The 26,314-nt window shown below is 70.3% G+C and carries 26 protein-coding genes and 1 tRNA gene; 17 read left to right on the forward strand and 10 right to left on the reverse strand.

What is annotated here, in order from left to right; all coding sequences use genetic code 11:
• The first annotated feature begins 253 nt into the window (after positions 1-253).
• The gene (locus QBE02_RS16030; RefSeq protein ID WP_279366592.1) at positions 254-1,189 is read left to right on the forward strand and encodes a phosphodiesterase; all 936 of its coding nucleotides are present in this window, start codon (positions 254-256) and stop codon (positions 1,187-1,189) included.
• Here QBE02_RS16030 and QBE02_RS16035 read toward each other — a convergent pair.
• Entirely contained in the window at positions 1,140-2,720 is a 1,581-nt protein-coding gene (locus QBE02_RS16035) for a stealth family protein (protein ID WP_279366593.1), read from the reverse strand. The genes QBE02_RS16030 and QBE02_RS16035 overlap by 50 nt on opposite strands.
• A 241-nt stretch (positions 2,721-2,961) precedes the next feature.
• On the opposite strand from QBE02_RS16035, the gene QBE02_RS16040 reads away from it, so the two are divergent.
• From QBE02_RS16040 to QBE02_RS16070, 7 genes are all read left to right on the forward strand, one after another.
• Positions 2,962-3,894: a 4-(cytidine 5'-diphospho)-2-C-methyl-D-erythritol kinase gene (locus QBE02_RS16040; protein WP_279366594.1), complete on the forward strand. Its 933-nt coding sequence runs from the start codon at positions 2,962-2,964 to the stop codon at positions 3,892-3,894.
• A gap of 135 nt (positions 3,895-4,029) precedes the next feature.
• Positions 4,030-4,332: a DUF427 domain-containing protein gene (locus QBE02_RS16045; RefSeq protein ID WP_056228689.1), complete on the forward strand. Its 303-nt coding sequence runs from the start codon at positions 4,030-4,032 to the stop codon at positions 4,330-4,332.
• Between the two features lie 14 nt (positions 4,333-4,346).
• A complete protein-coding gene (locus QBE02_RS16050) occupies positions 4,347-5,171 on the forward strand; it encodes an ABC transporter ATP-binding protein (RefSeq protein WP_279366595.1) in 825 nt (274 codons plus the stop codon).
• Positions 5,168-5,848, forward strand: coding sequence for an ABC transporter permease (locus QBE02_RS16055; RefSeq protein ID WP_144786120.1), 681 nt, complete (start codon positions 5,168-5,170; stop codon positions 5,846-5,848). The genes QBE02_RS16050 and QBE02_RS16055 overlap by 4 nt, the downstream gene beginning before the upstream one ends.
• On the forward strand, positions 5,845-6,606 hold the full coding sequence (locus tag QBE02_RS16060) for an ABC transporter permease (RefSeq protein WP_279366596.1): 762 nt from the start codon (positions 5,845-5,847) through the stop codon (positions 6,604-6,606). Before QBE02_RS16055 ends, QBE02_RS16060 begins: the two co-directional genes overlap by 4 nt.
• A 38-nt stretch (positions 6,607-6,644) precedes the next feature.
• Positions 6,645-7,562, forward strand: coding sequence for an ABC transporter substrate-binding protein (locus QBE02_RS16065; protein WP_279366597.1), 918 nt, complete (start codon positions 6,645-6,647; stop codon positions 7,560-7,562).
• Between the two features lie 226 nt (positions 7,563-7,788).
• Entirely contained in the window at positions 7,789-9,582 is a 1,794-nt protein-coding gene (locus tag QBE02_RS16070) for an ABC-F family ATP-binding cassette domain-containing protein (RefSeq protein ID WP_279366598.1), read from the forward strand.
• Positions 9,583-9,649: 67 nt separating this feature from the next.
• Here the strand turns inward: QBE02_RS16070 and QBE02_RS16075 are convergent, their stop codons facing one another.
• The gene (locus tag QBE02_RS16075) at positions 9,650-11,317 is read right to left on the reverse strand and encodes a PHP domain-containing protein (RefSeq protein ID WP_279366599.1); all 1,668 of its coding nucleotides are present in this window, start codon (positions 11,315-11,317) and stop codon (positions 9,650-9,652) included.
• A 154-nt stretch (positions 11,318-11,471) separates the two neighbouring features.
• Here QBE02_RS16075 and QBE02_RS16080 point away from each other — a divergent pair, with 154 nt between their 5' ends.
• Positions 11,472-12,209 carry a hypothetical protein gene (locus QBE02_RS16080; protein ID WP_279366600.1) on the forward strand — a complete coding sequence of 246 codons (738 nt, stop codon included), beginning with the start codon at positions 11,472-11,474 and terminating at the stop codon, positions 12,207-12,209.
• Positions 12,210-12,256: 47 nt separating this feature from the next.
• Here the strand turns inward: QBE02_RS16080 and QBE02_RS16085 are convergent, their stop codons facing one another.
• Positions 12,257-12,769, reverse strand: coding sequence for a hypothetical protein (locus tag QBE02_RS16085; protein WP_279366601.1), 513 nt, complete (start codon positions 12,767-12,769; stop codon positions 12,257-12,259).
• On the reverse strand, positions 12,766-13,218 hold the full coding sequence (locus tag QBE02_RS16090) for a MarR family winged helix-turn-helix transcriptional regulator (protein ID WP_056229771.1): 453 nt from the start codon (positions 13,216-13,218) through the stop codon (positions 12,766-12,768). The genes QBE02_RS16085 and QBE02_RS16090 overlap by 4 nt, the downstream gene beginning before the upstream one ends.
• 148 nt (positions 13,219-13,366) lie before the next feature.
• Here QBE02_RS16090 and QBE02_RS16095 point away from each other — a divergent pair.
• The 8 genes from QBE02_RS16095 (at position 13,367) to QBE02_RS16130 (ending at position 19,802) form a co-directional block, all read left to right on the forward strand.
• Positions 13,367-13,438 (forward strand) — tRNA-Gln (locus tag QBE02_RS16095).
• Between the two features lies 1 nt (position 13,439).
• The gene (gene glmU, locus QBE02_RS16100; protein WP_279366602.1) at positions 13,440-14,888 is read left to right on the forward strand and encodes a bifunctional UDP-N-acetylglucosamine diphosphorylase/glucosamine-1-phosphate N-acetyltransferase GlmU; all 1,449 of its coding nucleotides are present in this window, start codon (positions 13,440-13,442) and stop codon (positions 14,886-14,888) included.
• The gene (locus QBE02_RS16105) at positions 14,878-15,912 is read left to right on the forward strand and encodes a ribose-phosphate diphosphokinase (RefSeq protein WP_056228656.1); all 1,035 of its coding nucleotides are present in this window, start codon (positions 14,878-14,880) and stop codon (positions 15,910-15,912) included. Before glmU ends, QBE02_RS16105 begins: the two co-directional genes overlap by 11 nt.
• Before the next feature lie 207 nt (positions 15,913-16,119).
• Positions 16,120-16,617, forward strand: a complete 498-nt coding sequence (locus QBE02_RS16110; protein ID WP_279366603.1) for an FMN-binding protein — start codon at positions 16,120-16,122, stop codon at positions 16,615-16,617.
• 5 nt (positions 16,618-16,622) lie between these two features.
• Positions 16,623-17,501: an FAD:protein FMN transferase gene (locus QBE02_RS16115; RefSeq protein ID WP_279366604.1), complete on the forward strand. Its 879-nt coding sequence runs from the start codon at positions 16,623-16,625 to the stop codon at positions 17,499-17,501.
• 49 nt (positions 17,502-17,550) lie between these two features.
• Positions 17,551-19,104: an FAD-dependent oxidoreductase gene (locus tag QBE02_RS16120; RefSeq protein ID WP_279366605.1), complete on the forward strand. Its 1,554-nt coding sequence runs from the start codon at positions 17,551-17,553 to the stop codon at positions 19,102-19,104.
• A 54-nt stretch (positions 19,105-19,158) separates the two neighbouring features.
• A complete protein-coding gene (locus QBE02_RS16125; protein WP_279366606.1) occupies positions 19,159-19,644 on the forward strand; it encodes a hypothetical protein in 486 nt (161 codons plus the stop codon).
• The gene (locus tag QBE02_RS16130; protein ID WP_279366607.1) at positions 19,641-19,802 is read left to right on the forward strand and encodes a hypothetical protein; all 162 of its coding nucleotides are present in this window, start codon (positions 19,641-19,643) and stop codon (positions 19,800-19,802) included. The genes QBE02_RS16125 and QBE02_RS16130 overlap by 4 nt, the downstream gene beginning before the upstream one ends.
• 19 nt (positions 19,803-19,821) lie before the next feature.
• On the opposite strand, the gene QBE02_RS16135 is transcribed toward QBE02_RS16130, so the two are convergent.
• The 6 genes from QBE02_RS16135 to QBE02_RS16160 form a co-directional block, all read right to left on the reverse strand.
• The gene (locus QBE02_RS16135; RefSeq protein WP_279366608.1) at positions 19,822-21,285 is read right to left on the reverse strand and encodes a sensor histidine kinase; all 1,464 of its coding nucleotides are present in this window, start codon (positions 21,283-21,285) and stop codon (positions 19,822-19,824) included.
• A gap of 155 nt (positions 21,286-21,440) precedes the next feature.
• Entirely contained in the window at positions 21,441-22,175 is a 735-nt protein-coding gene (locus QBE02_RS16140) for a response regulator transcription factor (RefSeq protein ID WP_056228637.1), read from the reverse strand.
• A 5-nt stretch (positions 22,176-22,180) separates the two neighbouring features.
• Positions 22,181-22,648 carry a VanZ family protein gene (locus tag QBE02_RS16145; protein ID WP_279366609.1) on the reverse strand — a complete coding sequence of 156 codons (468 nt, stop codon included), beginning with the start codon at positions 22,646-22,648 and terminating at the stop codon, positions 22,181-22,183.
• Positions 22,649-22,664: 16 nt separating this feature from the next.
• A complete protein-coding gene (gene gndA, locus QBE02_RS16150; RefSeq protein ID WP_279366611.1) occupies positions 22,665-24,260 on the reverse strand; it encodes an NADP-dependent phosphogluconate dehydrogenase in 1,596 nt (531 codons plus the stop codon).
• 87 nt (positions 24,261-24,347) lie between these two features.
• Complete coding sequence (locus QBE02_RS16155; RefSeq protein ID WP_279366612.1) at positions 24,348-24,863, reverse strand: gluconokinase; 516 nt, start codon at positions 24,861-24,863, stop codon at positions 24,348-24,350.
• 20 nt (positions 24,864-24,883) lie between these two features.
• Positions 24,884-26,287, reverse strand: coding sequence for a GntP family permease (locus QBE02_RS16160; protein ID WP_279366613.1), 1,404 nt, complete (start codon positions 26,285-26,287; stop codon positions 24,884-24,886).
• Positions 26,288-26,314 lie beyond the last annotated feature (27 nt).

Here is a 26,314-nt window from a genome sequence, read left to right on the forward strand (position 1 = left end):
GCAGGCGGCTCCGTCTGTGCCCGACGGCGGGGCGTTCGGCGACTCGCCGTGCGGGCCGGCCGGTACGCGGCGTGTCGACGACGACGTCCGCGGTTGTGCTCATGCCACTGCGCTGCAGGCGAGCCAGATCCGGCGCGGGGTGAATTCCCGCCGTGTTCATCACGCGTTCCCGAAACATGTCTGTAACATTTCGAGCCAACCGGGAGCATCACGCCGGTGACGAGGTCGTACCCGACGGCCCGAGAGGATCGAGATGCGCTACGCCGAGTACCCCCGAGCCGAACGTGTGCTGCTCCACCTGAGCGACACCCATCTGCGAGCCGGCGGTGCACCGCTCTACGACGACGTCGACTCCGAGGCCTACCTCGCCCGCGCGGTGGAGGCGATCGAGACGTCGGGAATCCGCCCCGACGCCCTCGTCTTCACCGGCGACCTCGCCGACTTCGGTGAGACCGACGCGTACGACCGCGTCCGCGCCCTCGTCGAGCCGCTCGCCGAGCGCCTGCGGACCCGCGTGGTGTGGGTGATGGGCAACCACGACGATCGAGCGGCGTTCCGGTCCCAGCTGCTTCCCGCCGACGACGCCGAGGCGACCGCCCCGGTCGATCGCGTCGACGAGTTCGACGGCCTGCGCATCGTGACCCTCGACACCTCGGTACCCGGGGCGCACCACGGCGAGGTCACCGCCGCGCAGCGCGAGTGGCTCGCCGAGGTGCTGGCGACGCCGGCCCCGCTCGGCACGATCCTCGCGATGCACCACCCGCCCGTGCCCAGCGTCCTCGACCTCGCGGCCTCCGTCGAACTGCGCGACCAGCGGAGCCTCGCCGCGGTTCTGCGCGGCACCGACGTGCGCGCGATCCTCGCGGGGCACCTGCACTACTCCACGTTCGCCACGTTCGCCGGAATCCCCGTGTCCGTGGCATCCGCCACCTGCTACACGCAGGACCTCATGGTCCCGGTCGGCGGGACGCGCCCTCAGGACGCGGCCCAGGGCTTCAACATCGTGCACGTCTACGACGACACGGTGGTGCACTCGGTCGTGCCCCTGGCCGCCAGCGCGGCGCTGCAGTACGTGGACGCCGAGGAGTCCCAGCGTCGACTGCGCGACGCCGGGATCGTCGTCCCGACGTCGCGGGCGTTCAGCGGACCGGTGTCGCCGCCGACGACGCCGTTGCCGATCCTTCGCTGACCGAGGTCTTCTCCCACGGGGCGGCGACCGGGAAGTAACGCTCGAGGCACGCCCGGAGCGCGGGGACGCGCACCTCTTCGGGGATCTCGGGCACGCTGCCGTCGTTGAGGCAGAACATGTCGGTGTCGCGGCGCGAGACGAGACGCTCCATGGTGCGCAGCGAATCGAGCTGCGTGGTCTGCACGTAGCGGGTGCGGGGCTCGGTCGTGATGACCGCGCGCCCGGTCGCCAGCGCGTAGTAGTGGTACAGGCTGTTCGTCACCGAGATGTCGGTGGCCGAACGGAACCGGCTCGCGGCGGTGCGGGCGTAGTCGTCGGCGAACTCCTTCTCGAGCTCGAACGCCACGGAGCGACGCAACGGGGTGGCGCAGTGCTCGAGGTCGAGCGTGATGACCCGGCCGAAGCGTTCCTTGAGCAGCGCGCGGTTCACGCGCAGGCCGTTGTCGTGGCCCGAGCGCTCGATGTGCGCGGGGCCGCTGCCGATGCGCACGCCGCTCTCGACGAACCGGCTGACCCCACCACCGCTGAAGAACAGCTCGGGGGTCACGGGACGGCCGAAGAACATGTCGTCGTTGCTGTAGAGGAAGTGCTCGGCGAGCCCCGGGATGCGGTGCAGCTGCGCCTCGACGGCGTGGGAGTTGTGCGTGGGCAGCACCGAGGGATCGGCGAAGAACTCCTCGCTGCGCACGATCGTCACCTTGGGGTGGTCGGCGAGCCACTCGGGGGTGGGGGAGTCGGTCGCGATGAAGATGCGACGCACCCACGGCGCGTACATGTGCACGCTGCGGAGCGCGTAACGCAGCTCGTCGACCTGGCGGTAGCGCGCGGCGTTGTCGTCGCCGTCGCCGACGACGTAGCCCTTCATGCGCGCGGCACGCTGGCGTTGGAACTCGCTCGACGAGCCGTCGACCCACGAGAAGACCATGTCGACGTCGGCCGTGAACTCGTTCGGGTGCGGGTCGAACATCCCCGAGACGGTCATCCACCGGCGCCCGTACCGCTCCACCTCGACGAGGTCGAGGTCGGCCGCGGCGAACTTCCGGCGGGTGAGGGCGCTCGGGCGCGGGGCTTCGATGGTCTTCTCGCCGAAGCGCCACAGCTCGAGTCGCGGAGCGAGAGAGGCTCCGTAGCGGTACGACCCCTCGGTCGAGGTGCGCGGGCGGAACACCGCGTACGCCTGGACCGATCCGGGCGCGGGGTGCACGCTGTGCGCGGGCACGGGGTCCTCGCCGCGGGCCTTCAGGTACACCGGGCCCAGCTCGGGGTCGCGCAGAGCGGTGAGCGCCGCCTCGGCATCCGCCGTGTCGACGACGAGCTTCGGGCGACGGTTCGCGTCGCGCACGAGGAGCACCTTCACACCGGCCGCCTCGATCGCGGACGCCGCGGTGAGCAGGTCGTCGCGCTCGGCCATCGCGGGCGTCGACGAGTCGTCGACGACGTGCAGGATGCCGTCGTGCATGCGGATGTCGGACCGGGACAGCAGGGCGCGCCAGGGGTCGGTGTCGATCGACAGGGGGACCATCGGGCGCATTCTGCCTCCTCAGGGGTGGGTGCATGGGATCCGGTCACCGTATGGTTCCGGGGTTACGAAGACGTTTCGGCCTCAGCGCCGAACGACGGGGAGCGGAGCACTACTGTCGAAGAGTGACTCAGATCGCTCGCTCCGGCCCGGACCTCCCCGTACCGCCTTGCGAGCGCCGGCGGGAAGCAGGCCGACGTTCCAGTTTCGCACACGGTGAGAGCCCCCGGCGCGCAGGACGGCGGTCGTCGCGATGAGTGCGCAGACTCCGGCATCCGTCCGCGTCCGCGCCCCCGGCAAGATCAACGTGTTCCTCGAGGTGGGTGACGTCCAGGACGACGGGTATCACGAGCTCGCCACGGCGTTCCAGGCGGTCTCGCTCTACGAAGAGATGGTCGCAACGCCCGCGGACGAGATCACGATCGAGGTCTCGGCGCGCGGTCCGGTCGACATCGAGGGCGTCCCCACCGACGATCGCAACCTCGCCGTCCGCGCGGCTCGACTTCTGGCGCAGACCGCGGGCATCGACCGCGGTGCCCACCTCGCCGTGCGCAAGGCCGTTCCGGTCGCGGGCGGCATGGGCGGCGGTTCCGCCGACGCGGCCGCCGCACTCGTCGCGTGCGATGCCCTCTGGGGACTCGGGATGCCGACGAGCGAGCTCGTCCGGTTGGCCGCTCGCCTCGGTGCCGACGTGCCCTTCGCCCTGCTCGGCGGAACCGCCGTCGGAACCGGTCGCGGCGATCAGCTGAGTCCGGCGCTCGCGCGCGGACGCTTCGACTGGGTGCTGGTGCCGAACGAGACGGGCATGTCGACCCCCGTCGTCTACGGCGAGCTCGACGCGCACCGTCGGCGCCACGCCGTCGACATCGGGCCCGCGCCCCGCGTTCCCGCGGTGGATCGCGACGTCCTGCACGCTCTGCGCCAGGGAGATGCGGGGATGCTCGCCGCGACCCTTCGCAACGACCTCCAGGCGCCGGCCCTGCACCTGCGTCCCGACCTCGCCCGCGTCCTCGAACGCGGAGAGAGCTCGGGAGCGCTGGCCGGGATCGTGTCGGGATCCGGCCCGACCCTCGCGTTCCTGGCCGCCGATGAATCATCCGCGATCGACCTGCAGATCACCCTCAGTGCCGCGGGTCTCGTCGCCCTGCACGTGCACGGGCCCGTGCCGGGTGCTCGTGTGGTCTGACCGCGCCGCACCATAGCCGAGGTCGACACACGGAGCAATGTTCGCTTTTCGTGCCGACCACCTGGTTAGCCTCAGTCGAGGTGGACCTCCACCGCTGGGTGCCGTGCCCGCGGGGTGCCACGAAGGGGGTTTCCCATGAAGGCAGTGCTCGACGGCGTCGTGATCGCCGAAGCAGACCGCGACGACCTGGCCTCGATCGAGGGGAACTGGTACTTCCCGCCGCAGTCCGTCCGCGAGGGCGCGCTGCACAAGAGCCCCACCCCGTACACCTGCCCCTGGAAGGGTGCCGCCCAGTACTGGAACGTCTCGCTCGACGGTGCCGAGCTGACCGACGGCGCGTGGTCGTACCCCGACCTCTACCCGGGAGCCGTGGAACGAGTGGGCAAGGACTTCGCCGGGTTCGTCGCGTTCGACCGGAAGGTCGTGGTCTCCGACTGAGGTCGGGTGAGCACATGATCGAGTTCTCGGCCGTCTCCAAGGTCTTCCCCGACGGCACCCGCGCCGTCGACGACTTCCACCTCGTCATCCCTTCGCGCAAGACCACGGTCTTCGTGGGCTCGTCCGGTTGCGGCAAGACGACCCTGCTGCGGATGATCAACCGCATGGTCGAGCCCTCTTCGGGCACGATCGCCATCGACGGTGCCGACATCGGCGGCAAGCCCGCGGTGCAGCTGCGTCGCAGCATCGGTTACGTCATGCAGAACTCGGGTCTGCTTCCGCACTTCACCGTGGCCGACAACATCTCGACCGTTCCCGTGCTCCAGGGCCAGAGCCGCAAGGCCGCCCGCACGCGTGCGCTCGAACTCATGGCGACCGTCGGTCTCGACACCGCCATGGCCGACCGCTATCCGAGCCAGCTCTCGGGCGGGCAGCAGCAGCGCGTGGGCGTGGCCCGCGGTCTCGCCGCCGACCCCAACATCCTGCTCATGGACGAGCCCTTCGGTGCCGTCGACCCGATCGTGCGCGACGAACTGCAGCAGGAGCTCATCCGGCTGCAGAGTGAGATCGGAAAGACCATCGTCTTCGTCACGCACGACATCGACGAAGCATTCCTCCTCGGCGACCAGGTCGTCATCCTCGAGAAGGGCGCGAAGATCGCCCAGGTCGGCACGCCGAGCCAGATTGTCGAGAACCCCGCCAGCGACTTCGTCGCGAGTTTCATCGGAGCGGTGAAGGGAAAGCGCGCGTTGCACCTGAAGCAGACCCCGACCGGGACGGTCGTCGTCGATGCCGAGGGTCGCACGCAGGGTGCGCTCGTGGAGGACTCCCACCCGTGAACTGGGTAGGCAACAATCTCGACCTCATCGGGGAACTGACGCTGATCCACCTGCGTCAGAGCATCGTCGCGTTGATCGCGGGCTTCGTGTTGAGCGTCCCGCTCGGGTGGGTCGCGTGGCGCTATCGGCTCGTGCGCAGCGGCGTCATCACGATCACCGGGCTGCTGTACACGATCCCGTCGCTGGCCCTGCTGATCCTCGTGCCCGTCGTCACCGGCTGGTACAGCATCGTGAGCGAGACGAACCTCATCGTCGCCCTGGCCATCTACGCCGTCGCGATCCTCGTCCGTGCGGTCGCCGACGGACTCGACTCGGTGGATGCCGGGGTGCGTCAAGCCTCCACCGCCATCGGCTACGGCTCCTTCCGGCGCTTCTGGGCGGTCGAATTCCCCCTCGCAGGCCCCGTCGTGCTGGCGGGGCTGCGCGTCGCTTCGGCGAGCACGATCGCCCTGGCCACCGTCGGCATCCTCGTCGGCATCCAGAACATCGGCTACCTGTTCACGAACGGGCTCCAGCGGCGCATCATCCCCGAGGTCTTCGCGGGCGTCGTGGCGGTCGTCGTGCTCGCCCTCGTCATCGACCTGCTGCTGGTGATCGCGGGGCGCCTGCTCATGCCGTGGACGCGCGGTGCGAAGACCGTCTCACGGCAGGCCAACCGGACGTTGGTGAAGGCATGAACCTTCTCGGCGACGCGATCGGGTGGATCTTCTCGGGCGATCCCGGTCGAGGTTTCGACGCCATCCCCCTCGCGATCGGCGTGCAGTTGCTGTACACGGTCGTCGCCGTGCTCATCGCCGGCGCGATCGCCGTCCCGCTGGGGTGGTTCATCGGTCACACCGGCAAGGGACGCGAGACGGCCGTCGCGATCTCGGGCGCCGCTCGCGCCATCCCGTCGTTCGGTCTGCTCATTCTGCTGACGCTTCTTCTCGGTGTGCTGCACAAGCCGGAAGCGGCGATCATCTCGTTCGTGGTCCTCGCTATCCCCTCCCTCCTCGCCGGGGCCTACACCGGCTTCGAGGCGATCGACCGCCGCGTGATCGACGCGGGTCGATCGATGGGGATGACCGAGTCGCAGATCCTGTGGCGTATCGAGGTGCCGCTCGGGCTGCCGCTGCTCGTCGGAGGCATTCGCGCGGCGACCCTGCAGGTGCTCGCCACGGTGACGATCGCGGCCTACATCGGTCTCGGTGGGCTCGGCCAGTACATCATCGCCGCGATCCCCCTCCGCCGCTTCGACATCCTGATCGGCGGGGCGATCCTCGTCGCCGTCCTCGCGCTGGTCATCGACGGACTCTTCGCCCTTCTCCAGCATCTGGTCGTCCCCCGTGGCATCCGTGCCGCGGGGTCCGCCCAGCCGCAGCCGCGCTCCGCTCGTCAGCGTCGCGCGGAAGCGCTCGCCGTCGGGGCGCCCACGGCGCCTCCGGCGACCCCCTGACCCACCCGATTCCCGAATCACCAGAAAAGAGAGCACCCATGTTCACAGCACGAACCAAGAAGGGCCTCGGCCTCGTCGCAGGCCTCGCGGTCGCCTCCCTCGCCTTCGCCGGTTGCAGCGGCGGATCGAGCGACCCCCTCAGCAACGGCGGCGGTGACGCCTCGGCGTCGTCCGACACGATCGTCGTCGGCTCGCAGGCCTACTACTCGAACGAGATCATCGCCGAGATCTACGCTCAGGCGCTCGAGGGCGCGGGCAAGACCGTGAAGCGTCAGTTCCAGATCGGTCAGCGCGATGCGTACATCCCGCTGCTCGAAGACGGCACCGTCTCGGTGTTCCCCGAGTACACCGGCAACCTGCTGCAGTTCTTCCAGAAGGACACCACCGCCCGCACGTCCGATGACGTCTACGCGGCTCTGCCGGCGGCTCTGCCCCAGGGCCTCGAGGTCCTCGACCAGTCGGAGGCCACCGACCAGGACTCGTACACCGTCACGAAGGCCTTCGCCGACGCCAACGGCCTCACCTCGATCGCCGACCTGTCGAAGGTGACCTCGGGCCTGACGCTCGGTGGCAACGCCGAGCTCGCCGAGCGTCCCTACGGGCCGGCCGGACTGCAGTCGACCTACGGGGTCAACGTCCAGTTCTCGCCCACGGGCGAGACCACGGTCGACGACCTCGTGGCGGGCACCATCCAGGTCGCCAACGTCTACACGGCCGATCCTCGCATCAAGACCGACAACCTGCTCACGCTGACCGATCCCAAGGGCCTGTTCCTGGCGTCGAACGTCGTGCCGGTCGTCAACTCGAACGTCGCGTCCGAGGTGTCGGACGTGCTCAACAAGGTCAGCGCCGCCCTCACCGAGGACGCGCTGGTCGCGATGAACGTCGAGTCCACGGTCGACCAGAAGTCGTCCGCCGACATCGCCAAGGAGTGGCTCTCGGCCAACGGCTTCTGAGTCTCTTCGTCGTGCGGGGTCGTCCGGGGTACCGGGCGGCCCCGCCGTCGTCTTCGCCCGCGAGACGGCACCCCGCTGACCTGTCGGCGTCAGATCGCGCCTGATTCGTCAGGGGGATGCCGTCTCGGCGCAGGGAAGCCCGCCCGAGCGCCTCGCACGGGGGGCGGTGGATGCCGGCACCCCGGCGCGCGCGATCGCCTCGGGCACCGCGTAGCCTGGGACGGATATGGCACATCTGCTCGGGGGCGAAGCCCTGCACCTGGAATACCCGACCAAGGTCGTCTTCGACTCCGTCTCGCTCGGCGTGAACGAGGGCGATCGCATCGGGATCGTCGGCCGCAACGGTGACGGCAAGTCGAGTCTGCTCGGCATGCTCGCCGGCATCCGCGAGCCCGACGGCGGGCGCGTCACCGTGCGCGGCGGGGTGACCGTCGGCGTGCTCGACCAGCAGGACACCCTCGACGACGACGACACCATCGGCCACGCGGTGGTCGGCGATCGACCCGAGCACGAGTGGGCGGGCGACTCCCGCACGCGCGACGTGATCGCGGGGCTGCTCGGCGATCTGCCCTGGGATGCCCGTCTGGGGGACCTCTCGGGTGGCCAGCGGCGTCGTGTGGCGTTGGCGAAGCTCCTGTCGGGCGATTGGGACGTTCTGTTCCTCGACGAGCCCACCAACCACCTCGATGTCGAGGCGATCACGTGGCTCGCGGGCCACCTCAAGAAGCGGTGGGCGCCCTCGGCCGGCGGTCTGCTCGTCGTCACGCACGACCGGTGGTTCCTCGACGAGATCTGCACCGCGACGTGGGAGGTGCACGATCGGATCGTCGAGCCCTTCGAGGGCGGCTATGCGGCGTACATCCTGCAGCGCGTGGAGCGCGACCGCCAGGCGGCATCCATCGAACAACGCCGTCAGAACCTCGCCCGCAAGGAGCTCGCGTGGCTGCGCCGCGGGGCGCCGGCGCGCACGTCGAAGCCGAAGTTCCGCATCGACGCGGCGAACGAGCTCATCGCCGACGTGCCCGAGATCCGCGATAAGGTCGCCCTCCAGTCGCTCGCGGTCGCCCGCCTGGGCAAGGACGTCGTCGATCTGCTCGACGCGGGGGTGACCTTCGGCGACAAGACGGTCCTGAAGGACGTGGAGTGGCGGATCGCGCCGGGGGAGCGCACCGGCATCCTGGGCGTGAACGGTGCGGGCAAGTCCACGCTGCTCAGCCTGGTCACCGGATCGCTCGAGCCCACCAGCGGCCGCGTCAAGCGCGGCAAGACGGTCAAGGTCGCCACCCTCACCCAGCGCCTCGACGAGCTCGACCAGCACCTGAACGACCCCGTGCGCGTGGTCATCGCCGGGTTGCGCACCACCTACGCGTTCGGCGCAGGCTCGAAGTCGCAGGAGCTCACCCCCGGGCAGCTGCTGGAGCGCCTGGGATTCTCGAGCGCGCAGCTCTCGACGCCGGTGAAAGACCTCTCGGGTGGGCAGAAGCGGCGCCTGCAGCTGCTGCTCGTCATCCTCGATCAGCCGAACGTGCTGATCCTCGACGAGCCCACCAACGACCTCGACACCGACATGCTCGCGGCGATGGAAGACCTGCTCGACTCGTGGTCCGGCACCCTCATCGTCGTCTCGCACGATCGCTACTTCCTCGAGCGCGTCACCGACCAGCAGTACGCGATCCTCGATGCGAAGCTCCGCCATCTTCCCGGGGGCGTCGACGAGTACCTGCGTTTGAGGGCGCTGCAGGATGCCGAGCCCTCGCGTTCCGCGACCTCGTCCGAGGCCTCCGCGACCCCGGGCCTGCAGGGCGCCGAGCTCCGCGCGGCGCAGAAGGAGGCGGCGGCCGTCGAACGCCGTATCGAGAAGCTGCAGCAGCAGATCGACAAGGCGAAGGCGGCCTTGGCCGACCACGACCAGGCGGACTACGAGGGACTCGGCAAAGAGATGCAGCGCATCTCGGCCCTCGAGGGCGAGCGCGACGAGCTCGAGATGACCTGGTTCGAGCTCACCGAATCCATCGGCTGAGCCCTCGGGGCGCCGCGACGGCGAACGGCCCGTCCCCCGGAGGGAACGGGCCGTCCTCGATCGACGATCAGCGCACCGACACGAAGATCGGGTTCGTGTAGAGCCACGTGTCGAGCCAGGGGTTCCCCTGACCGGCCGCGTGCGGCTGCGGGGCCCGCGGGTCCACGTCCGCCCCGAGCGGGCCGATGCCGTGCACCTTGCCGTCGCTTCCGCGCACGCGCACGTAGCCGTCGACGTCGGCGGTGCCCACCGGGATCACGATCTGGAACGCCGAACCGCTGCGGTCGCTCACGTCGCGCAGCTCGATGACGCGGGTTTTGGGAGCGACCATCGTGTCGCGGTCGCTCGCGGCGCCCGTGATCTCGCCGCGGATCACGTCGAGGTGCGCGAGACGGGGCAGGATGCCGGCGGAGTTGCGCTTCGTGGTGGGCTCGACGTCGATGACGATCTCGATCTTCGTGCCCGTCGGTACCCGCAGGGTCCCGCCGAGTGTGGCGGTGTTGGCGGTGTCGTCGACGGCGCGCAGGGTGACCGCGAGTCCGGCGACGAGGTGCCCGTGGTCGACCCACATGCGTCCCGCGCGCACGGCGTCGAGCACGGCGGTGTGCGTCTTGTCGGCGGCGCCGACGTGCGTGCGGCTGAACTCGCCCGGCCAGAGGTCGCTGCCGCCCTGCGGGGAGGCGGTCGACACGGGGTCGGGCCGGCGGCCCGCGCGGTTGAAGTTGGCCAGCGTGGCCCCGTTGTCCCACCCCGAGCCGGTGGGGAAGTCGCCCACGCGGGTATTGTCGAAGTTCTTCAGGTGCAGGTCGCTGTTCGTGGTGATCCACCAGCGCCGACCCTCGCTCAGCAGGGCGTCCCACATGCCGCCGACGACCGCGGTCATCCAGTCGAATCCGCCGTGCGCCCGGTACGCGGTCGCGGGGAATCCGGGGAACGAGTAGTCGCTGCGGGAGTTCTCGTACTCGCCGCGCTGCGAACGGTCGGTGGTGTTCGCCGCGAGACCCGAGGCCTGCGCCCCCGGTGCTCCCTCGAAGCCCACGAAGACGTCGGGGTCGGCATCCTGCCACGCGCGCAGCTCCCCGGGGGAGTCGATGCCGAGACGGCTGGGGTGGTTGGCCAGGACGAGCACGTCGTCGACCACGCCCGCCTTGCGCTGCTGGCCGAGCCACGAGATCCCCTCGACGGCGTGCTGCAGCCAGTCGGCGGCGTCGCTCGTGTTGGGCCGGGGCTTCTCCCACTGGTTGAGCTTGCCGTCGTAGGTCAGCTCGAAGCGGCGCAGTACCTCGGTCACGCGGGGGCCGGGGGCGACCAGCACGGTGCCGTGCTCGGCGGCCGGGATGTACCACTCGAGGCCCTGGAAGACGAGGAGATCGGGTCGGGCGGTCCGCGCCGCCTCGATCTCGCGCGCCGCGTTGAAGACCCCGCCGACGTTCGCGTGGCCGACGTTGCTGTGCTCGGTGAAGGCGATGGCATCCACTCCGAAACGCTGCGCCTGGTCGAGGATCGTCGTCATCGCGTACTTGGCGTCGTGAGAGTAGACCGAGTGCACGTGGTGGTCGAAGACGAGCCAGCGCAGGGCCTTCGGATCGGTCACGGCCGTGGGCGCGGTCGCGGACACGGCGCTCGCGGCGGCTGCGGGCCCGAACGACGACGCGGCGGACGCGGTCGTGACCGCGGCGGCGGCTGCGGCGAGGAAGGTGCGGCGGGAGAAGCCGGAAGGGGTGTGAGAGGGCATCGCAGACTTTCGTGAGAGGGGTCGCCGGGAACGTAGGGGCCGCGGATGAATCGCGGGTGGACGCGCGGTGATGTTGACGTCACCATCCGTTCACCCGGCGGACCGGACGGTGCGACACAGTCCGTTCGTCCTCACCACCCGATCGAGAGCAGCCATGTCGTCCACCCCCGTGCCCACCCGCCTCCTCCCTCTCGCTGCAGCCGCGGTCCTCGTCGCGGGTCTCGTGCCCCTCGGTGCCCTGGCCGCGTCCGCGGCGAGCCCCCTCGTGCTGCGGGATGCCGCGGGCACGGCCGTCTTCTCGGGTGACGCCGCCGCGTATCCCTCCTTCGCCACCGCGACCTTCGCCGACGGGTGCCCCGCCGGAACGAGCGATGGGGCGCGCCTGTCGGTGGCGGCCGGAGGCAGCACCGTCGTCGTCTCGGCGACCGTGCCGGTCACCGCGGGCGCGCCGGTGAGCGTCCCGATGGGATCCTCGTTCACGGCCGTCGTTCCCACCGGCACGACGAGCGCGACCCTGAGCCTGGAGTGCCTCGCGCTGTCGTCCGGGGTGCCCTCGTCGATCCTCTCCGTCGCCAGCCTGCCGGTCACGCTGTCGGCGTCGGGTTGGGCGGTCCCCGGTCAGCCGAGTCCCTCGCCGACCATGGCGCCGACCAGCCCCGCGCCGTCCCCGTCGGCCTCGGGATCGGCCGCCCCCGACCCCGCGGCATCCGCCTCGGCCACCCCCGGCCCCTCGACCTCGGCCACCCCGGTCGCGGCCGCGGCCTCCGGCTCGGACCTCGCGGTCACGGGTGCACAGGTGGCGGGCGTTGCGGGCGTCGGCGCCGTGCTCGCCGTCGCCGCCGGTCTCGTGTTCCGTGCGCGCGCTCGTCGTCGCGCGGCCGCACAGGACTGATCGCCCGTCCGCTCGGGGTCGTCGCTGCCGCGGCGGCCCCGTCGGTGTCAGTGGACGGTGTACTCCAGCAGCACGATGAAGACGCCGAGGCAGGCGGTGGCGAAAGCGCCGAGGAGTCGGACGGGGATCGACGCCTTCCGCCGGGCGTACGCGCCGTAGCCGAGCAGGGCGAGCACGGCGAAGGTCGCCCACATGCACAACTCGAACGCGTCGCTCACCGAGACGCCGGTCATCCCGGCCCAGACGAGCACGAGGATCGAGGGGATTGACGCGTAGAGCATCCCCGCCCCGTGCCGCATGCCCTCGCGGGTCGCGCGGCGGAGCCCGTGGGTGGCGTGCTCGGTCAGGGTGTGCGCGAACACGTGCGCGATGAAGAAGACGACGAGCGAGAGCGAGGCGCTGCCGATCACCTCCCACACGTTTTCGGTGTGGTCGTCGGCGATCGAGACGAACGCCGCGAACACGATCAGGCCGTAGATCGCCGCGGGGGAGCGGAAGCGGACGCCGAACCACGCCCGGACGCGCGCCCAGCGCGACAGCGACTCCGCCTGTGCGCTCACGCGTCGAACCCCAGGCTCAGTTTGCGCAGCAGGGTGGCGAGTCGTTCGCGGTCGCCGCGCGAGAGTCCCTCGAGCAAGAGGGCCTCGGCGTCGACGAGGCGGGTGATCGCGGCATCCACCCGTACTCGTCCGTCGTCGGTCAGCGTCACCAGAATGCTCCGTCCGTCTCCGGGGTCGGCCTCGCGACGCACGAAACGGCGGGCGACGAGACGATCGATACGGTTCGTCATCGTGCCGCTCGAGACGAGCGTCTGCTGCAACAGCTGTTTCGGGCTCAGCTGGTACGGCTCGCCCGCCCGGCGCAACGCCGAGAGTACGTCCCACTCCCACGACTCGATGTCGCTGCGGCGGAACGCCTCTTTCCGGGCGAAGTCGAGGTGTCGCGATAGGCGTGCGACGCGCGACAGCACCTCGAGGGGCGAGAAGTCCAGATCGGGGCGCTGACGCATCCATGCATCGACGATGCGGTCGACTTCGTCGCTGTCCCGGGTCACGGTCTCATTATGTCGAGTGCTCGGCGGGTCGGTCGGCGCGCGCGGGCGGACGGAACGCCCGGCGTCCGGGTCTGGCAGACTTGACCGGTGCCCTCGGGCACGGTCCGCCGTGGTGTAACGGCAGCACGACAGCCTTTGGAGCTGTTAGGTCCAGGTTCGAATCCTGGCGGCGGAGCATGACATCACCGACCGAGTTGGCCGTCGTCGTCCTCGCTGCGGGTCAGGGAACGCGCATGCGCTCCCGCACACCGAAGGTCCTGCACCCGGTCGGCGGTCGCCCGCTCGTCGGCCACGTGCTCGACACCGCGGCATCCCTCGATCCGGCCCGCATCGTCGTGGTCGTGCGTCACGAGCGCGAGATGGTCGCCGAGACCGTGGCGGAGCTCGCCCCGGGCGTCGTGATCGTCGATCAGGACGAGGTGCCCGGCACGGGTCGCGCGGTCGAGGTCGCCCTTGACGCGCTGGACGGCTTCGAGGGCGATGTCCTCGTGCTCAGCGCCGACGTGCCGTTGCTCGAGACCGGCACGCTCACCGAGCTGCTCGCGACCCACCGCAGCGGCGGCACCGCCGTCACCCTGCTGAGTGCGCGGGTCGACCAGCCCTTCGGGTACGGCCGGATCCTGCGCGACGAGACCGACGGCGTGCGCCGCATCGTCGAACAGAAGGACGCCTCGGCCGACGAGGCCGCGGTCACCGAGATCAACGTGGGGGTCTACGTCTTCCGGGCCGGTCCGTTGCGTGCGCAGCTCGCCCTCGTCGGGACCGCGAACGCCCAGGGCGAGAAGTACCTCACTGACGTGGTCGGGCTCCTGCGCGACGCGGAGATGGGGGTCGCGGCGTCCGTCACCGGCGATGCGTCCGCCGCGCTCGGCGTGAACGACCGCGTGCAGCTGTCCGAGGCCGGGCGCACGCTCAACGCGCGCACGGTGCGCCGCTGGCAGCTCGAGGGCGTCACGGTCGTCGACCCGGCGACGACGTGGATCGACGTGACAGCGACCCTCGCCCCCGACGTCACGATCCTCCCCAACACGCACGTGCGCGGGGCGACCGTCATCGCCTCGGGCGCCACCGTCGGCCCCGACACGAGCCTCGTCGACTGCGAGGTCGGCGAGAACGCGACGATCACCCGCACCGACGGCACCCTCGCGGTCGTCGAGGCCGGCGCCACGGTCGGCCCGTTCGCCTACCTCCGCGCGAACGCGCGCGTCGGCGTGAACGGCAAGGTCGGCACCTTCGTCGAGGTGAAGAACTCCTCGATCGGCGAGGGGAGCAAGGTCCCGCACCTCTCGTACATCGGCGACACCGAGATCGGACGCGGCGTCAACCTCGGTGCCGGTGCGATCACGGCGAACTACGACGACATCGCCAAGCACCGCACGGTCATCGGCGACGAGGTCCACAGCGGATCGCACAACGTCTTCGTCGCGCCGGTTACGATTGGAGCGGGCGCCAAGACGGGCGCCGGCGCGGTGATCCGCAAGGATGTCCCGGCCGGTGCGCTGGCGCTCAGCGTGGCACCCCAACGCAACGTCGAGGGGTGGGTCGAGAAGAACCGACCGGGCACCAGAGCGGCCGACGTGGCCGCTCAGGCTCGGGCTGAACAGGAAGCGGCCGATGGCTCGTAAGAAGAATCGTGTAGACCTCGACCGCGACAACGGCATCGCCCCCGGGCTCGTCGCCAAGACCAAGAAGCGACTCGTCGTCGCCTCGGGCCGCTCGCACCCCGAACTCGCGAAGCAGGTGGCCGAGCACCTCGGCACCGAGCTTGCCCCCACCGAGCACCGCACCTTCGCCTCGGGCGAGATCTACACCCGCTTCGAGGTGTCGATCCGCGGCTGCGACGTGTTCGTCGTCCAGTCGTTCGGTCCTCCGGTCAACGAGTGGCTCATGGAGCTGCTCATCATGCTCGACGCCCTCAAGCGGGCCTCGGCCAAGCGCATCACGGTCGTCGCGCCGTACTTCCCGTACTCGCGTCAGGACAAGAAGGGTCGCGGTCGCGAGCCCATCAGCGCCCGCCTGGTCGCCGACCTGCTCAAGACCGCGGGTGCCGACCGCATCATGAGCGTCGACCTGCACGCCGCGCAGATCCAGGGCTTCTTCGACGGTCCCGTCGACCACCTGTTCGCCAAGCCGGTGCTCCTCGACCACTTCGAGCGGGGCCTCTCCGCCGAAGACCGCGAGACCCTCACCGTCGTGTCGCCCGACATGGGCCGCGTGCGCGTGGCCGACACCTGGTCCGACAGCCTGGGCGCCCCCCTCGCGATCATCCACAAGCGTCGCGACCCGAAGGTCGCCAATCAGGTCTCGGTGCACGAGATCGTCGGTGACGTGAACGGCCGCACATGCCTGCTGGTCGACGACATGATCGACACCGGCGGCACCATCCAGAAGGCCGCTCAGGCCCTCAAGGCCTCGGGCGCCCGCAAGGTCATCGTCGCTGCGACCCACGCGATCTTCAGTGACCCGGCCACCGAGCGTCTGCAGGACCCCGCGATCGACCAGGTCGTCGTCACCGACACCGTGCCGATCTCGGCCGAGCGTCGATTCGAGCGTCTCGAGGTGCTGCCGATCGCGCCCCTGCTCGCGCGCGCGATCCACGAGGTCTTCGAGGACGGCTCGGTCACGAGCATGTTCGGCGGCGACGCGTAACCACCGCCGTTCCGTTCGCATCCGGCCGTCTTCCCCGGGGGAGGCGGCCGAACGCGTTCCGTCCGAGGGTCGATTCTCGAGGCGGGCCCCTCCGGCGGCGTCCGTCCTCGCACAGCTCGCACAAAAGAATGAACCCGGTGGCGTCCAAGGTCGTGTCCCTACCGTGAGCACGTACGCGCCGCGAGGCACGACCGAAGGAGGACCCTCATGATCCGCACCACAGCCGTACCCCGTCCCGTCCGCATCGGCACCGCTCTGCTGGGTGTCGCCGGCATCGCCACCCTCGCCGGGTGCGCGGGCGGCGCGACCACCGGCGACGCCGCCCCCGCCGACACCGCGGCCCCCGCCGCGAGCTCGGCCCCCGCCACGACCTCGGATGCCGCCGCCGGTGGCTCGACCGCGTCGGGCACCTACAAGGACGGCGAGTACGAGGCCACCGGCCAGTACGCGACGCCCGAGAGCGTCGAGACCATCGACGTCACCCTCACGATCGCCGGCGACACCGTGACCGCGGTGAAGGTGACCGGCGACCCGCAGGCCGCGGAGTCCAAGCGCTACCAGGGCGAGTTCATCGGCGGCATCCAGAGCGAGGTCGTGGGCAAGAAGCTCGACGAGATCTCGGTCAGCAAGGTGGCCGGTTCCTCGCTCACGAGCGGCGGCTTCACCAAGGCCGTCGACTCGATCAAGTCCGAGGCCAAGGCCTGACAGCCATGAGCACGCCGCTCGCCACGGGGTCGATCTGGACCTTCGACGCGATCGGTACGTCGTGGGCGATCGAGACGGCGCATCCGTTGCCCTCGGTCGCCCGCGACGCGGTGTCGACGCTCATCGAGCGGTTCGACCGCGAGTGGTCGCGATTCCGCGACGACTCTCTCGTGTCTTCGCTCGCCGAGGGGCGTACCGCGTCGGTTCTTGCTCCTCGAGACGCGGATGCCATGTTCTCGCTCTACCGCGAGCTCGATGCGGCGACCTCCGGTGCCGTCAATCCGCTCGTCGGCGACGCGTTGGCGCGCCTGGGGTACGACGCCAGGTTGACCCTCGCTCCGTGGGGAGCGCCGCAGCCGGCGCCCACCTGGAGCGAGATCCTCACGTGGGACGACGACCACGTGCGGGTCACCGCTCCCGCCACCATCGACGTCGGAGCGCTCGGCAAAGGGCGGCTGGTCGACCTGGTGCTCGACGCGGTGAGATCCCACGTGGACGGCGACGCCGTCGTCGACGCGTCGGGAGACCTCGCCGTCCGCGGGGCGCCCGTGCGCGTCGGTCTCGAGCACCCCTACGACCCGACCCGCGCCATCGGAGTGGTCACCGTGGCGGACCAGTCGCTCTGCGCCTCGGCCATCAATCGCCGCGCGTGGGGGGACGGTCTTCACCACGTCCTCGACGCCCGCACCGGTGCGCCCGTCCGGGCGTACGCCGCCACGTGGGCCCTCGCCGAGACGGCGATGCGCGCCGACGCCCTGGCCACCGCGTTGTTCTTCGACGGTGGGCCCGAGTTGGCGGCATCCTGGAACGCCGAATGGGTGCGCATGCGCACCGACGGCCGCGTCGAGTGGTCTCCCGGCTTCTCCGGCGAGATCTTCTCCTGAGCCCGTCCTTCTCATCCCCCCTGTTTCGCCTCCCCTGAAGGGTTCCCCCATGAGCACCACGCTCACCGCCGGCTCGACCCGCGTCCTCGGCCTCATCGGTCGCGTCTCGATGTACCGGCTCGTCATGGCGTCGCTCGGTCTTCTCGCCGTGTTCTCGCTCGTCCTGTCGTTCGCGGGCCTCGTGGTCCCGCAGCCCCTGGCGATCGTCGCGAGCGCCGTGGTGCTCACCGCCGCGTGCGCCCTCACGGATCTCGTCGCGCAAAGTCTGCTCCGGATGCCGCGACGCCTGGAGTCCTCGCTGATCACGGCCGGGATCCTGTTGTTCGTCCTGCGTCCGTCGGTGGAGCCGATGGGCCTGGCCGGCCTCGTTCTCGCCGGTGTCGTGGCATCCGCCTCGAAATACGTGCTCGCCTGGCGCGGTCGGCACATCTTCAACCCCGCCGCGACCGGCGCGACCGTCTTGACGATCGTGAGCATCTGGGCGCCCGACCTGGGGTCTTCGGCGTGGTGGGTCGGTTCGCCGTGGCTCGCGGCACCCGTCCTGTTGCTGGGAGTGCTGCTTCTGCTCCGCACCGACAAACTGCCGATCGTGGTCGTCTTCTGGGTCGTCGCGATGGCCGTCGCCTTCCTCCGCACGAGCGTGCAGTTCCAGGCCGCGGGATTCCCGGTCGATGTGCCGAGCGTGCTGCTGCAGGTGGCGTTCTCCTCGCCTTTCCTGTTCCTGGGCGCGTTCATGCTGTCCGAGCCCCTGACCCTTCCGCCCCGTCGCGTGCAGCAGTATCTCGTGGCGATCGTCGTCGGCGTCCTGGCCGGGTGGCCGCTGCCAGTGGGCGAGATCACCCTCGGTCAGGAGCGCGCGCTGCTCGTCGGCAATCTGCTCGCCTTCCTGTTCTGCCTGCGCGCGGCCGTGCGCCTGCGCGTGGAACGTCGGCGCGATGTCACCCCGACGGTGCGCGAACTCTCGTTCCGGGCCGCCCGGCCCTTCTCGTTCCACCCCGGGCAGTACCTCGAACTGGACGTGCCGCACCGTCGCCCCGACGCCCGGGGCACGCGCCGCGAATTCTCGATCGTCTCGGCCCCGGAGGACCTGCCCGAGGTGCGGATCGCGTTCAAGGACGGCTCGCAGTCGTCGTACAAGCGCGCGCTGGCGGCCGTCGAGCCGGGCTCGACCCTCGCCGTCACGGGCGTCTGGGGCGACTTCGTCCTCCCCTCGCGGCCGACCTCGCCCGTCCTCCTGGTCGCCGCCGGCATCGGCGTGACCCCGTTCGTCTCGCAGCTGCGCCACCTCGTGGCGACGAACCAGGACCGCGACATCGTTCTCGTGTACGTGGTGTCCGAGGCGTCCGAGCTCGCCTTCCGCGACGAGATCGCCGCCGCGGGGATCCCCGTGATCGTCTTCTCGCGCGACGAGCCGCGCGATCTGCCCCAGCGCTGGGTGTGGGCCGGACCGGATCGAGTGGATGCCGAGGCGCTCCTGCGGACCGTCCCCGACATCGCACAGCGTGCCGCGTACGTCTCGGGCCCGCCGCGACTGATCTCGGCGCTCGCGCCCGCCCTGGGCAAGGCGAAGTCGCTGACGACCGACGCGTTCGCGGGGTACTGACACCACGGTGGCGGTGTGGGGCCCGAGCGGGAAGAGTGGGGGCATGGAGTCGCCGTGTCGGAGGTCATCGCGCGGGGCGAGAACCTCGTCATCGCGCTGACGGGCGTGCGGATCTTCTCCGACGGCGTCGAACTTCTTACCGAGCGGCACCTGCGGCGCGGGACGGCCGACGAACGCGGCTGGCGCGAGATGCACGGAATGTTCGCCGAGCACTGGGGAAGGGCGCCGCTGACGCCCGAGCGGCTGCGCTGGGGCCTCGTGCTCGGCGACGGCACGCGGCTCTTCGCTGAGGACCGCTTCGGGGCCCCGGCTGACGGCGTGGACGGCGGCGCCTCCGTGCGGGTGAACGGCGGGAGCGGCAGCGGGGACGACCACCGCTACACCATGCGCAGCCAGCTCTGGCTGCACCCGCTACCCCCGGAGGGTCCGCTCGAACTCGTCGTCCAGTGGCCCGCGTTCGGCGTTCCCGAGTCGCGGGTCATCCTCGACGGGGGAGCGATGAGCGCTCTCGCAGCGAGCGTGCGGCCGCTCTGGGGGTGAAGCGCGCTCGGAGGGCCGTCGCGGTGCTCGCGACGGTGGCGAACGACGTCGACCGCACCGGTACCGTCTACGACGGCCCCCGCGCGCCCGACATCGAGGTCGCGCCCGGTCCCGACCTCGAGGCGGCGCGGACGGCGGTCAGATCGCGGTGCGCCTGACCTGCGGCATCCCGTGGTCTCAGACCGTGTCCGCGATTACCGGATCCGCGGGCTTCGCCGGGAGGCGCACCTCGAAGGTCGTGTCGCCGGGAGTGCTCGTGACCGAGATCGTTCCGCGGTGGGCGTCGACGATCGCCCGCGCGATCGACAGGCCCAGGCCGGTACCGCCGGTCTTGCGGTCGCGCGAGCGATCGGCGCGGGCGAACCGCTCGAAGAGCTGCGAGGCGACCGAGGGATCGATGCCGGGACCGTTGTCGTGCACCCGGAGCACGGCCTCGGCGCCCTCGTGCGCCACCGACACGTCGACCTCGCTGCCCGCGGGCGTGTGCGTGCGGGCGTTGGCGAGCAGGTTCGCCACGACCTGGTGCAGGCGTGCGGCGTCTCCGGCGAGCTCGACGGGGGTGTCGGGCACGTCGATCGTCCACGAATGGTCGGGGCCGGCGGGGCGCGCATCTCCGACGGCCTCGACCGCCAGTCGCGTGAGGTCGACCGAACCGTAGACGAGCTCCTGCCCCTCGTCGAGGCGCGCGAGCAGAAGCAGATCCTCCACGAGCGTAGTCATGCGCAGGGACTGCGCCTGGATGCGCTCGAGCGACTGCTCGGTGGTCTCGACGGCCAGAGAGATGCGCTGGCGACTCTCGTCGTCCTGCGCCTGACGCATGGCGCGCAGCGACAGCTCCGAGAAGCCGCGAATGGATGCCAGGGGCGTACGCAGTTCGTGGCTGGCGTCGGCGACGAACCGGCGCATCAGCTCTTCGTTGCGCTGGCGGGCGCTGAGGGAGGCGTCGACGCGGTCGAGAAGGGTGTTCAGGGCCGTGCCGACCTGACCGATCTCGGTGTGGTCGTCGACCTGATCGGCGGGCACGCGCTCGGTGATCGAGACGTCGCCCTGATCCATGCGCAGCGACGCCACGCGGGTGGCCGTCTCGGCGACGGCGCGCAGCGGCCGGAGTCCCAGCCGGATGACGATCGCGATGATGACGGCGAGGAGCAGCAGGCCGCCCGTGGTGACCAGGGCGACGGTGGTCAGGATCGCGCCGATGGTGCTGGTGACGCTCGAGAGGGGGAGACCGACCAAGAAGATGCTGTCGCTGCCGGGCGTCTGGAACGGGCGGACGAGGTACTCGCCGAGGTTCGGCAGGTCGACGGTCTGGGCGTTCGGGTCGGCGGCTGCGGCCTGCAGGCTGTCGGCGATCCGGCCGAGGTCGTCGGTGGTGAGCGCGCGCGCTCCGTTGTCACCGACCACGGCGCCCGTGATGCCCGTGCCGCGCGAGTTCATGACGAGCAGGGTGCCGGAGTCGAAGAACCCCGACTCGAGAACCTGTTCCGCCGAACTCTGGAAGGCGGCACGCGGTTGGATGGACGCGGCCGCCTCGTCGACCTGGGCGCCGAGGTTGACGTAGAGCACCTGAGTGAGGATGGCGCTGGTCGAGATCCCGATCATCACGAGGATGAAGGCGACCATGCCGATGACGGCGGTCATCAAGCGCGCCTGGAGAGTCCAGGGGCGACGGAGCCTCAGCGACAGAGGCTCCTTCTTAGGTCTGGGGGTGGACTCCTGTTCGGAATCGGCGTCGGGGGCGTCGGTCTCCCAGACCTCCGCGGGGGGAACAGGGGGAGCTGGTCGCGGCGGGGTACTCACTGAGGGGCTTTGATCATGTAGCCCACGCCGCGCACGGTGTGGATGAGCGGGTCGTTCCCGGCGTCGATCTTCTTCCGCAGGTACGAGATGTAGAGCTCGACGACGCTGGACCGACCGCCGAAGTCGTAGTTCCACACGCGATCGAGGATCTGCGCCTTCGACACCACGCGGCGCTGGTTGCGCATGAGGAAGCGCAGCAGTTCGAACTCGGTGGCGGTGAGCTCGATCTCCTTGCCGCCGCGGATGACCTCGTGGCTGTCCTCGTTCAGCGAGAGGTCGCCGACGCGGAGGATCGGCTCCGAGTCGCGCGTCAAGGCCGTGCCGGCGCGACGCATGAGCCCCCGCAGACGCGCGACGACCTCTTCGAGGCTGAACGGCTTGGTGACGTAGTCGTCGCCGCCGGCGGTCAGACCCGCGACGCGATCGGCCACGGCATCTTTCGCGGTGAGGAAGAGCACGGGCACGTCGTTGCCCGAGTGGCGCAGGCGCTGGAGGACGGCCATGCCGTCGAGGTCGGGCATCATGATGTCGAGCACCATGGCATCCGGCTCGAAATCGCGCGCGGACTGCAGGGCGTCGAAGCCCGATCCGGCGGTCTTGACGTCCCAGCCCTCCATGCGCAGCGCCATCGACAGCAGGTCGGTGAGCATCTGCTCGTCGTCCACGACGAGGACGCGGAGGGCACTTCCGTCGGGGCGGGTGAAGGTGGGGGCGGCGGCGGTCGCGGTCATAGAACTCATTGTGCTCTCGTATCTATGAGCTTTCTATGGCGAGCCTTATGGGAATCCTGGGAACGCGAGATCCGGCTGCTGAGAACGCGCGCCACGAGCACCCCGATCGTCGCTCCGAGAGTGTTGGCCGCCACGTCGCCGACGTCGGCCACACGCGTCGGCAAGAAGAGCAGTTGGGTGATCTCGATCGCGCAACTCACGGTCAGGCCGAGCAGGATGCCGTGCCACCAGCGCCCCCGCCACGCGATCACGAGCAGACCCAGCGGCACGAACATGACGACGTTCGACAGGGATTCGACGACGTCGAAGGTGATCCACGCCGTCGCGGGGGACTGCCGGAGCGCGTCGAGCAGACGACCCAGGATGCCGCCCACCTCGGCGTCGTATATCGAGGGGCGCAGCGTCATCCACCACACCGCGACGGCGTAGACGCACGAAGCGGCGACGAGCCATGCCCGTCGCCGCTTCGTCACCGTCGATCCCTCGGGATCAGTGGGTGTCTTCGGCTTCGATCTCGGTGCGGTCGCCCGACCAGAGGGTGTGGAAGGTGCCCTCCTTGTCGATGCGACGGTAGGTGTGCGCACCGAAGAAGTCGCGCTGGCCCTGGATGAGGGCGGCGGGCAGACGCTCGGCGCGCAGGCCGTCGTAGTACGCCAGCGACGAGCTGAAGGCCGGGGCCGGGATGCCACTGGCCGCCGACAGTGACACGATGTGGCGCCATGCGTCCTGGGCGCGGCCGAGCGCCTCGACGAAGTATGGAGCGGTCAGCAGCACCGGCAGCTCGGCTTCGGCGTCGTACGCCTCGGCGATGCGGTTGAGGAACTGCGCGCGGATGATGCAGCCGCCGCGCCAGATCTTCGACACGGCGCCCAAGTCGATGCTCCAGTCGTACTGCGCGGCGCCGGCGCGGATCTCGTCGAAGCCCTGCGAGTACGCGACGATCTTCGAGGCGTACAGCGCCAGGCGCACCTGCTCGATGAACGCGTCGGCGTCCTCTCCCGACAGCACCTCGGTGCCCGAGGGGCCGGGGAGCTCGCGCGAGACCGAGCGCTGCTCGGGGTGGCTCGACAGCGACCGCGCGAAGGTGGCCTCGGCGATGCCCGACACCGGCACGCCCAGGTCGAGGGCGGTCTGCACGGTCCACGCGCCGGTGCCCTTGGCGCCGGCCTGGTCGAGGATCACGTCGACGAGCGGCTTGCCCGTGTCGGCGTCGGTCTGGCGCAGCACCTCGGCGGTGATCTCGATGAGGTACGACTCGAGCTCGCCGCGGTTCCACTCGGCGAACACGTCGGCGATCTCGGCCGGGCTCTTGCCCGTGGCGCGGCGGATGAGGTCATAGGCCTCGGCGATGAGCTGCATGTCGGCGTACTCGATGCCGTTGTGCACCATCTTGACGAAGTGGCCGGCGCCGTCGTGGCCCACGTGCGTGACGCAGGGCTCGCCCTCGGCGACCGCGGCGATCGACTTCAGGATCGGCCCGAGCGTGGACCAGGCTTCGTCGGAACCGCCGGGCATGATCGAGGGGCCGCGCAGCGCGCCCTCTTCGCCGCCCGAGACGCCCATGCCGACGAAGTTGATGCCGGTGTCGCGCACGGCCTTCTCGCGGCGGATGGTGTCGGTGAACAGGGCGTTGCCGCCGTCGACGATGATGTCGCCGGGCTCGAAGACCTTGACGAGCTCGTCGATGACGAAGTCGGTGGGGCGACCGGCCTTGACCATGATGATCGCGGTGCGCGGCTTCGACAGCGACGCGGCGAAGTCCTCGTACGAGAACGAGGCGACGAAGTTCGCCTCGGGGTGCTGCTCGAGCACGTGCTCGGTCTTGTCCTTGCTGCGGTTGAAGATCGCGACCGTGTTGCCCTCGCGGCTCGCGAGGTTGCGGGCGAGGTTCGAGCCCATGACCGCGAGGCCCACGACGCCGATGTTGGCGCGACCGTCGCCCTCGCCTTCGGGGCGGGAGTCGGCCTCGGCGGTGGGACGATCCACCTCTTCGATGCCGGGTGCACCCTCGTGCACCTGTGCGGCCGTGTGCGGGGCCTGATCCTGGTCGCTCGAGGGTCCGGTCGGGGAGGGGGTCGACGTCATTCGTTGCTCCGTGTTCAGGTGCGAGGAAGGGTGGGCGGGCTCACGCGGGCCGCCTCCGCCACTTTATCGGCTCGGCCCGCGTGTGTTTCAGGACGGGGTATGGGGGAGCTGAAGGCGGTCGACGACCCGCTGCACCTGCTCCTGCGGCGTGAGGTCGAGGTCGACGCGGATCGCCTGCTCATCGGCATCCGGCATCTCGAGGGTCTCGAACTGCGAGGTGAGCAGCGAGGGCGGCATGTAGTGCCCCTGGCGGCGCAGCAGGCGCTCGAGCACGAGCTTCGGGTCGCCCATCAGCAGGACGAAGGTCACGTCGTCGCGCCGCAGCACGTCCCGGTAGCTCCGCTTGAGCGCGGAGCACGTGACGATCCCGGGTCGCCCGGCGGCGATCTGCCCGTCGATCCATCCCGCGACCCGGTCGAGCCAGGGCCAGCGGTCGTCATCGTTCAGCGCTTGACCGGAGGCCATCTTCGCGACGTTCTCGGCCGGATGCAGGTCGTCGCCCTCTTGGAAGTCCCAGCCGAGACGACCGGCGAGCATGCCGGCGACGGTGGACTTGCCGGTGCCGGCGGGGCCCATGAAGACCAGGACGGGGTGGGATGCCATGATGCTCTATTCCGTTCCCATCAGACGAACACGCTGATCGCGAGGACGCCGGCCAGGCCCGTGACCGAGATCACGCACTCCAGCACGCTCCATGTTTTCAGGGTCTGGGGGATGTTGAGGCCGAAGTACTCCTTGATGAGCCAGAACCCGGCGTCGTTGACGTGACTGAGGAAGACCGATCCCGCGCCGATCGCGAGTACCAGCAGCGCGGTCATCGGGGCGTCGAGGGTCTCGGTGAGCGGCTGGAGGATGCCGGCGGCGGTGATCGTGGCGACGGTCGCCGATCCGGTGGCGACGCGGATCACGACGGCGACCAGCCAGGCGAGCAGGAGGACCGACACGCTGGAGCCGGCGACCATGTCGGCGATGACCTTGCCGATGCCGGTGTCGACGAGCACCTGCTTGAAGCCGCCGCCCGCGCCGACGATGAGCAGGATGCCGGCGATCGGGCCGAGCGACGAGCCGACGACCCCGGTGAGGCGGGCTCGGTCGAAGCCGGCGCCGCGCCCGAGCACCACGAAGCCGACGAGCACGGCGAGCAGCAGTGCGATGATCGGCATGCCGAGGAAGTCGATGACGACCTTCCACAGGTCGGTCGAGCCCGGAGCGGCGATGTCGGCGACGGCCTTGAGCAGCATCAGGGCGACCGGAAGCAGGATGCTCGCGAGCGTCGCGGCGAACGAGGGGCGACGGGCGGGCTCATCGCCCTTCTCCTCGGCCGAGAGGAACAGCTCCGGCACGGGGACGGGAGCCCAGCGCGCGGCGATCGTCGCGAACAGGGGCCCGGCGATGATCACGGCGGGGATCGCGACGATCACGCCGAACGCCAGGGTCAGGCCGAGGTTGGCGCCGAGGGCGTCGATCGCCGCCAGCGGGCCGGGGTGGGGCGGCACGAGGCCGTGCATCGCCGAGAGCCCGGCGAGGGTGGGGATCGCGATCTTCATCAGTGCGACGCCGGAGCGACGGGCGACCAGGATGATCACCGGCACGAGCAGGACGAGTCCCACCTCGAAGAACATCGGCAGTCCGATGATGGCGCCGATCAAACCCATCACCCAGGGGAGGCTGCGCGGAGTCGCCCGGGCGACGAGGGTGTCGACGATGCGGTCGGCGCCACCGGAGTCGGCGAGGAGCTTGCCGTAGATGGCGCCGAGGGCGACCAGGATGCCGACGCCGCCCATGGTCGAGCCGAACCCGCCCGTGAAGCTGGTGACGGTGACCGGAACGGCCATCCCGGCGACCACGCCGGTGGTGAGCGCTCCGATGGTCAACGCGAGGAAGGGGTGCAGTTTGCCCCACGTGATGAGCACGACGATCAGGGCCACGCCGATGAGCGCGGCGGTGATGAGCTGGCCCGCGGGGGCGGCGGGGCCGCCTTCCGCGGCGGCGAGCACGAGGGGTGCGGGGAGGGAGGTGAGGGCCATGAGCGTCCTTGTTCCGGCGGTCGGCGG

Origin of the sequence: Microbacterium testaceum, assembly GCF_029761935.1 — a bacterium.
GTDB lineage: Bacteria > Actinomycetota > Actinomycetes > Actinomycetales > Microbacteriaceae > Microbacterium > Microbacterium testaceum_A.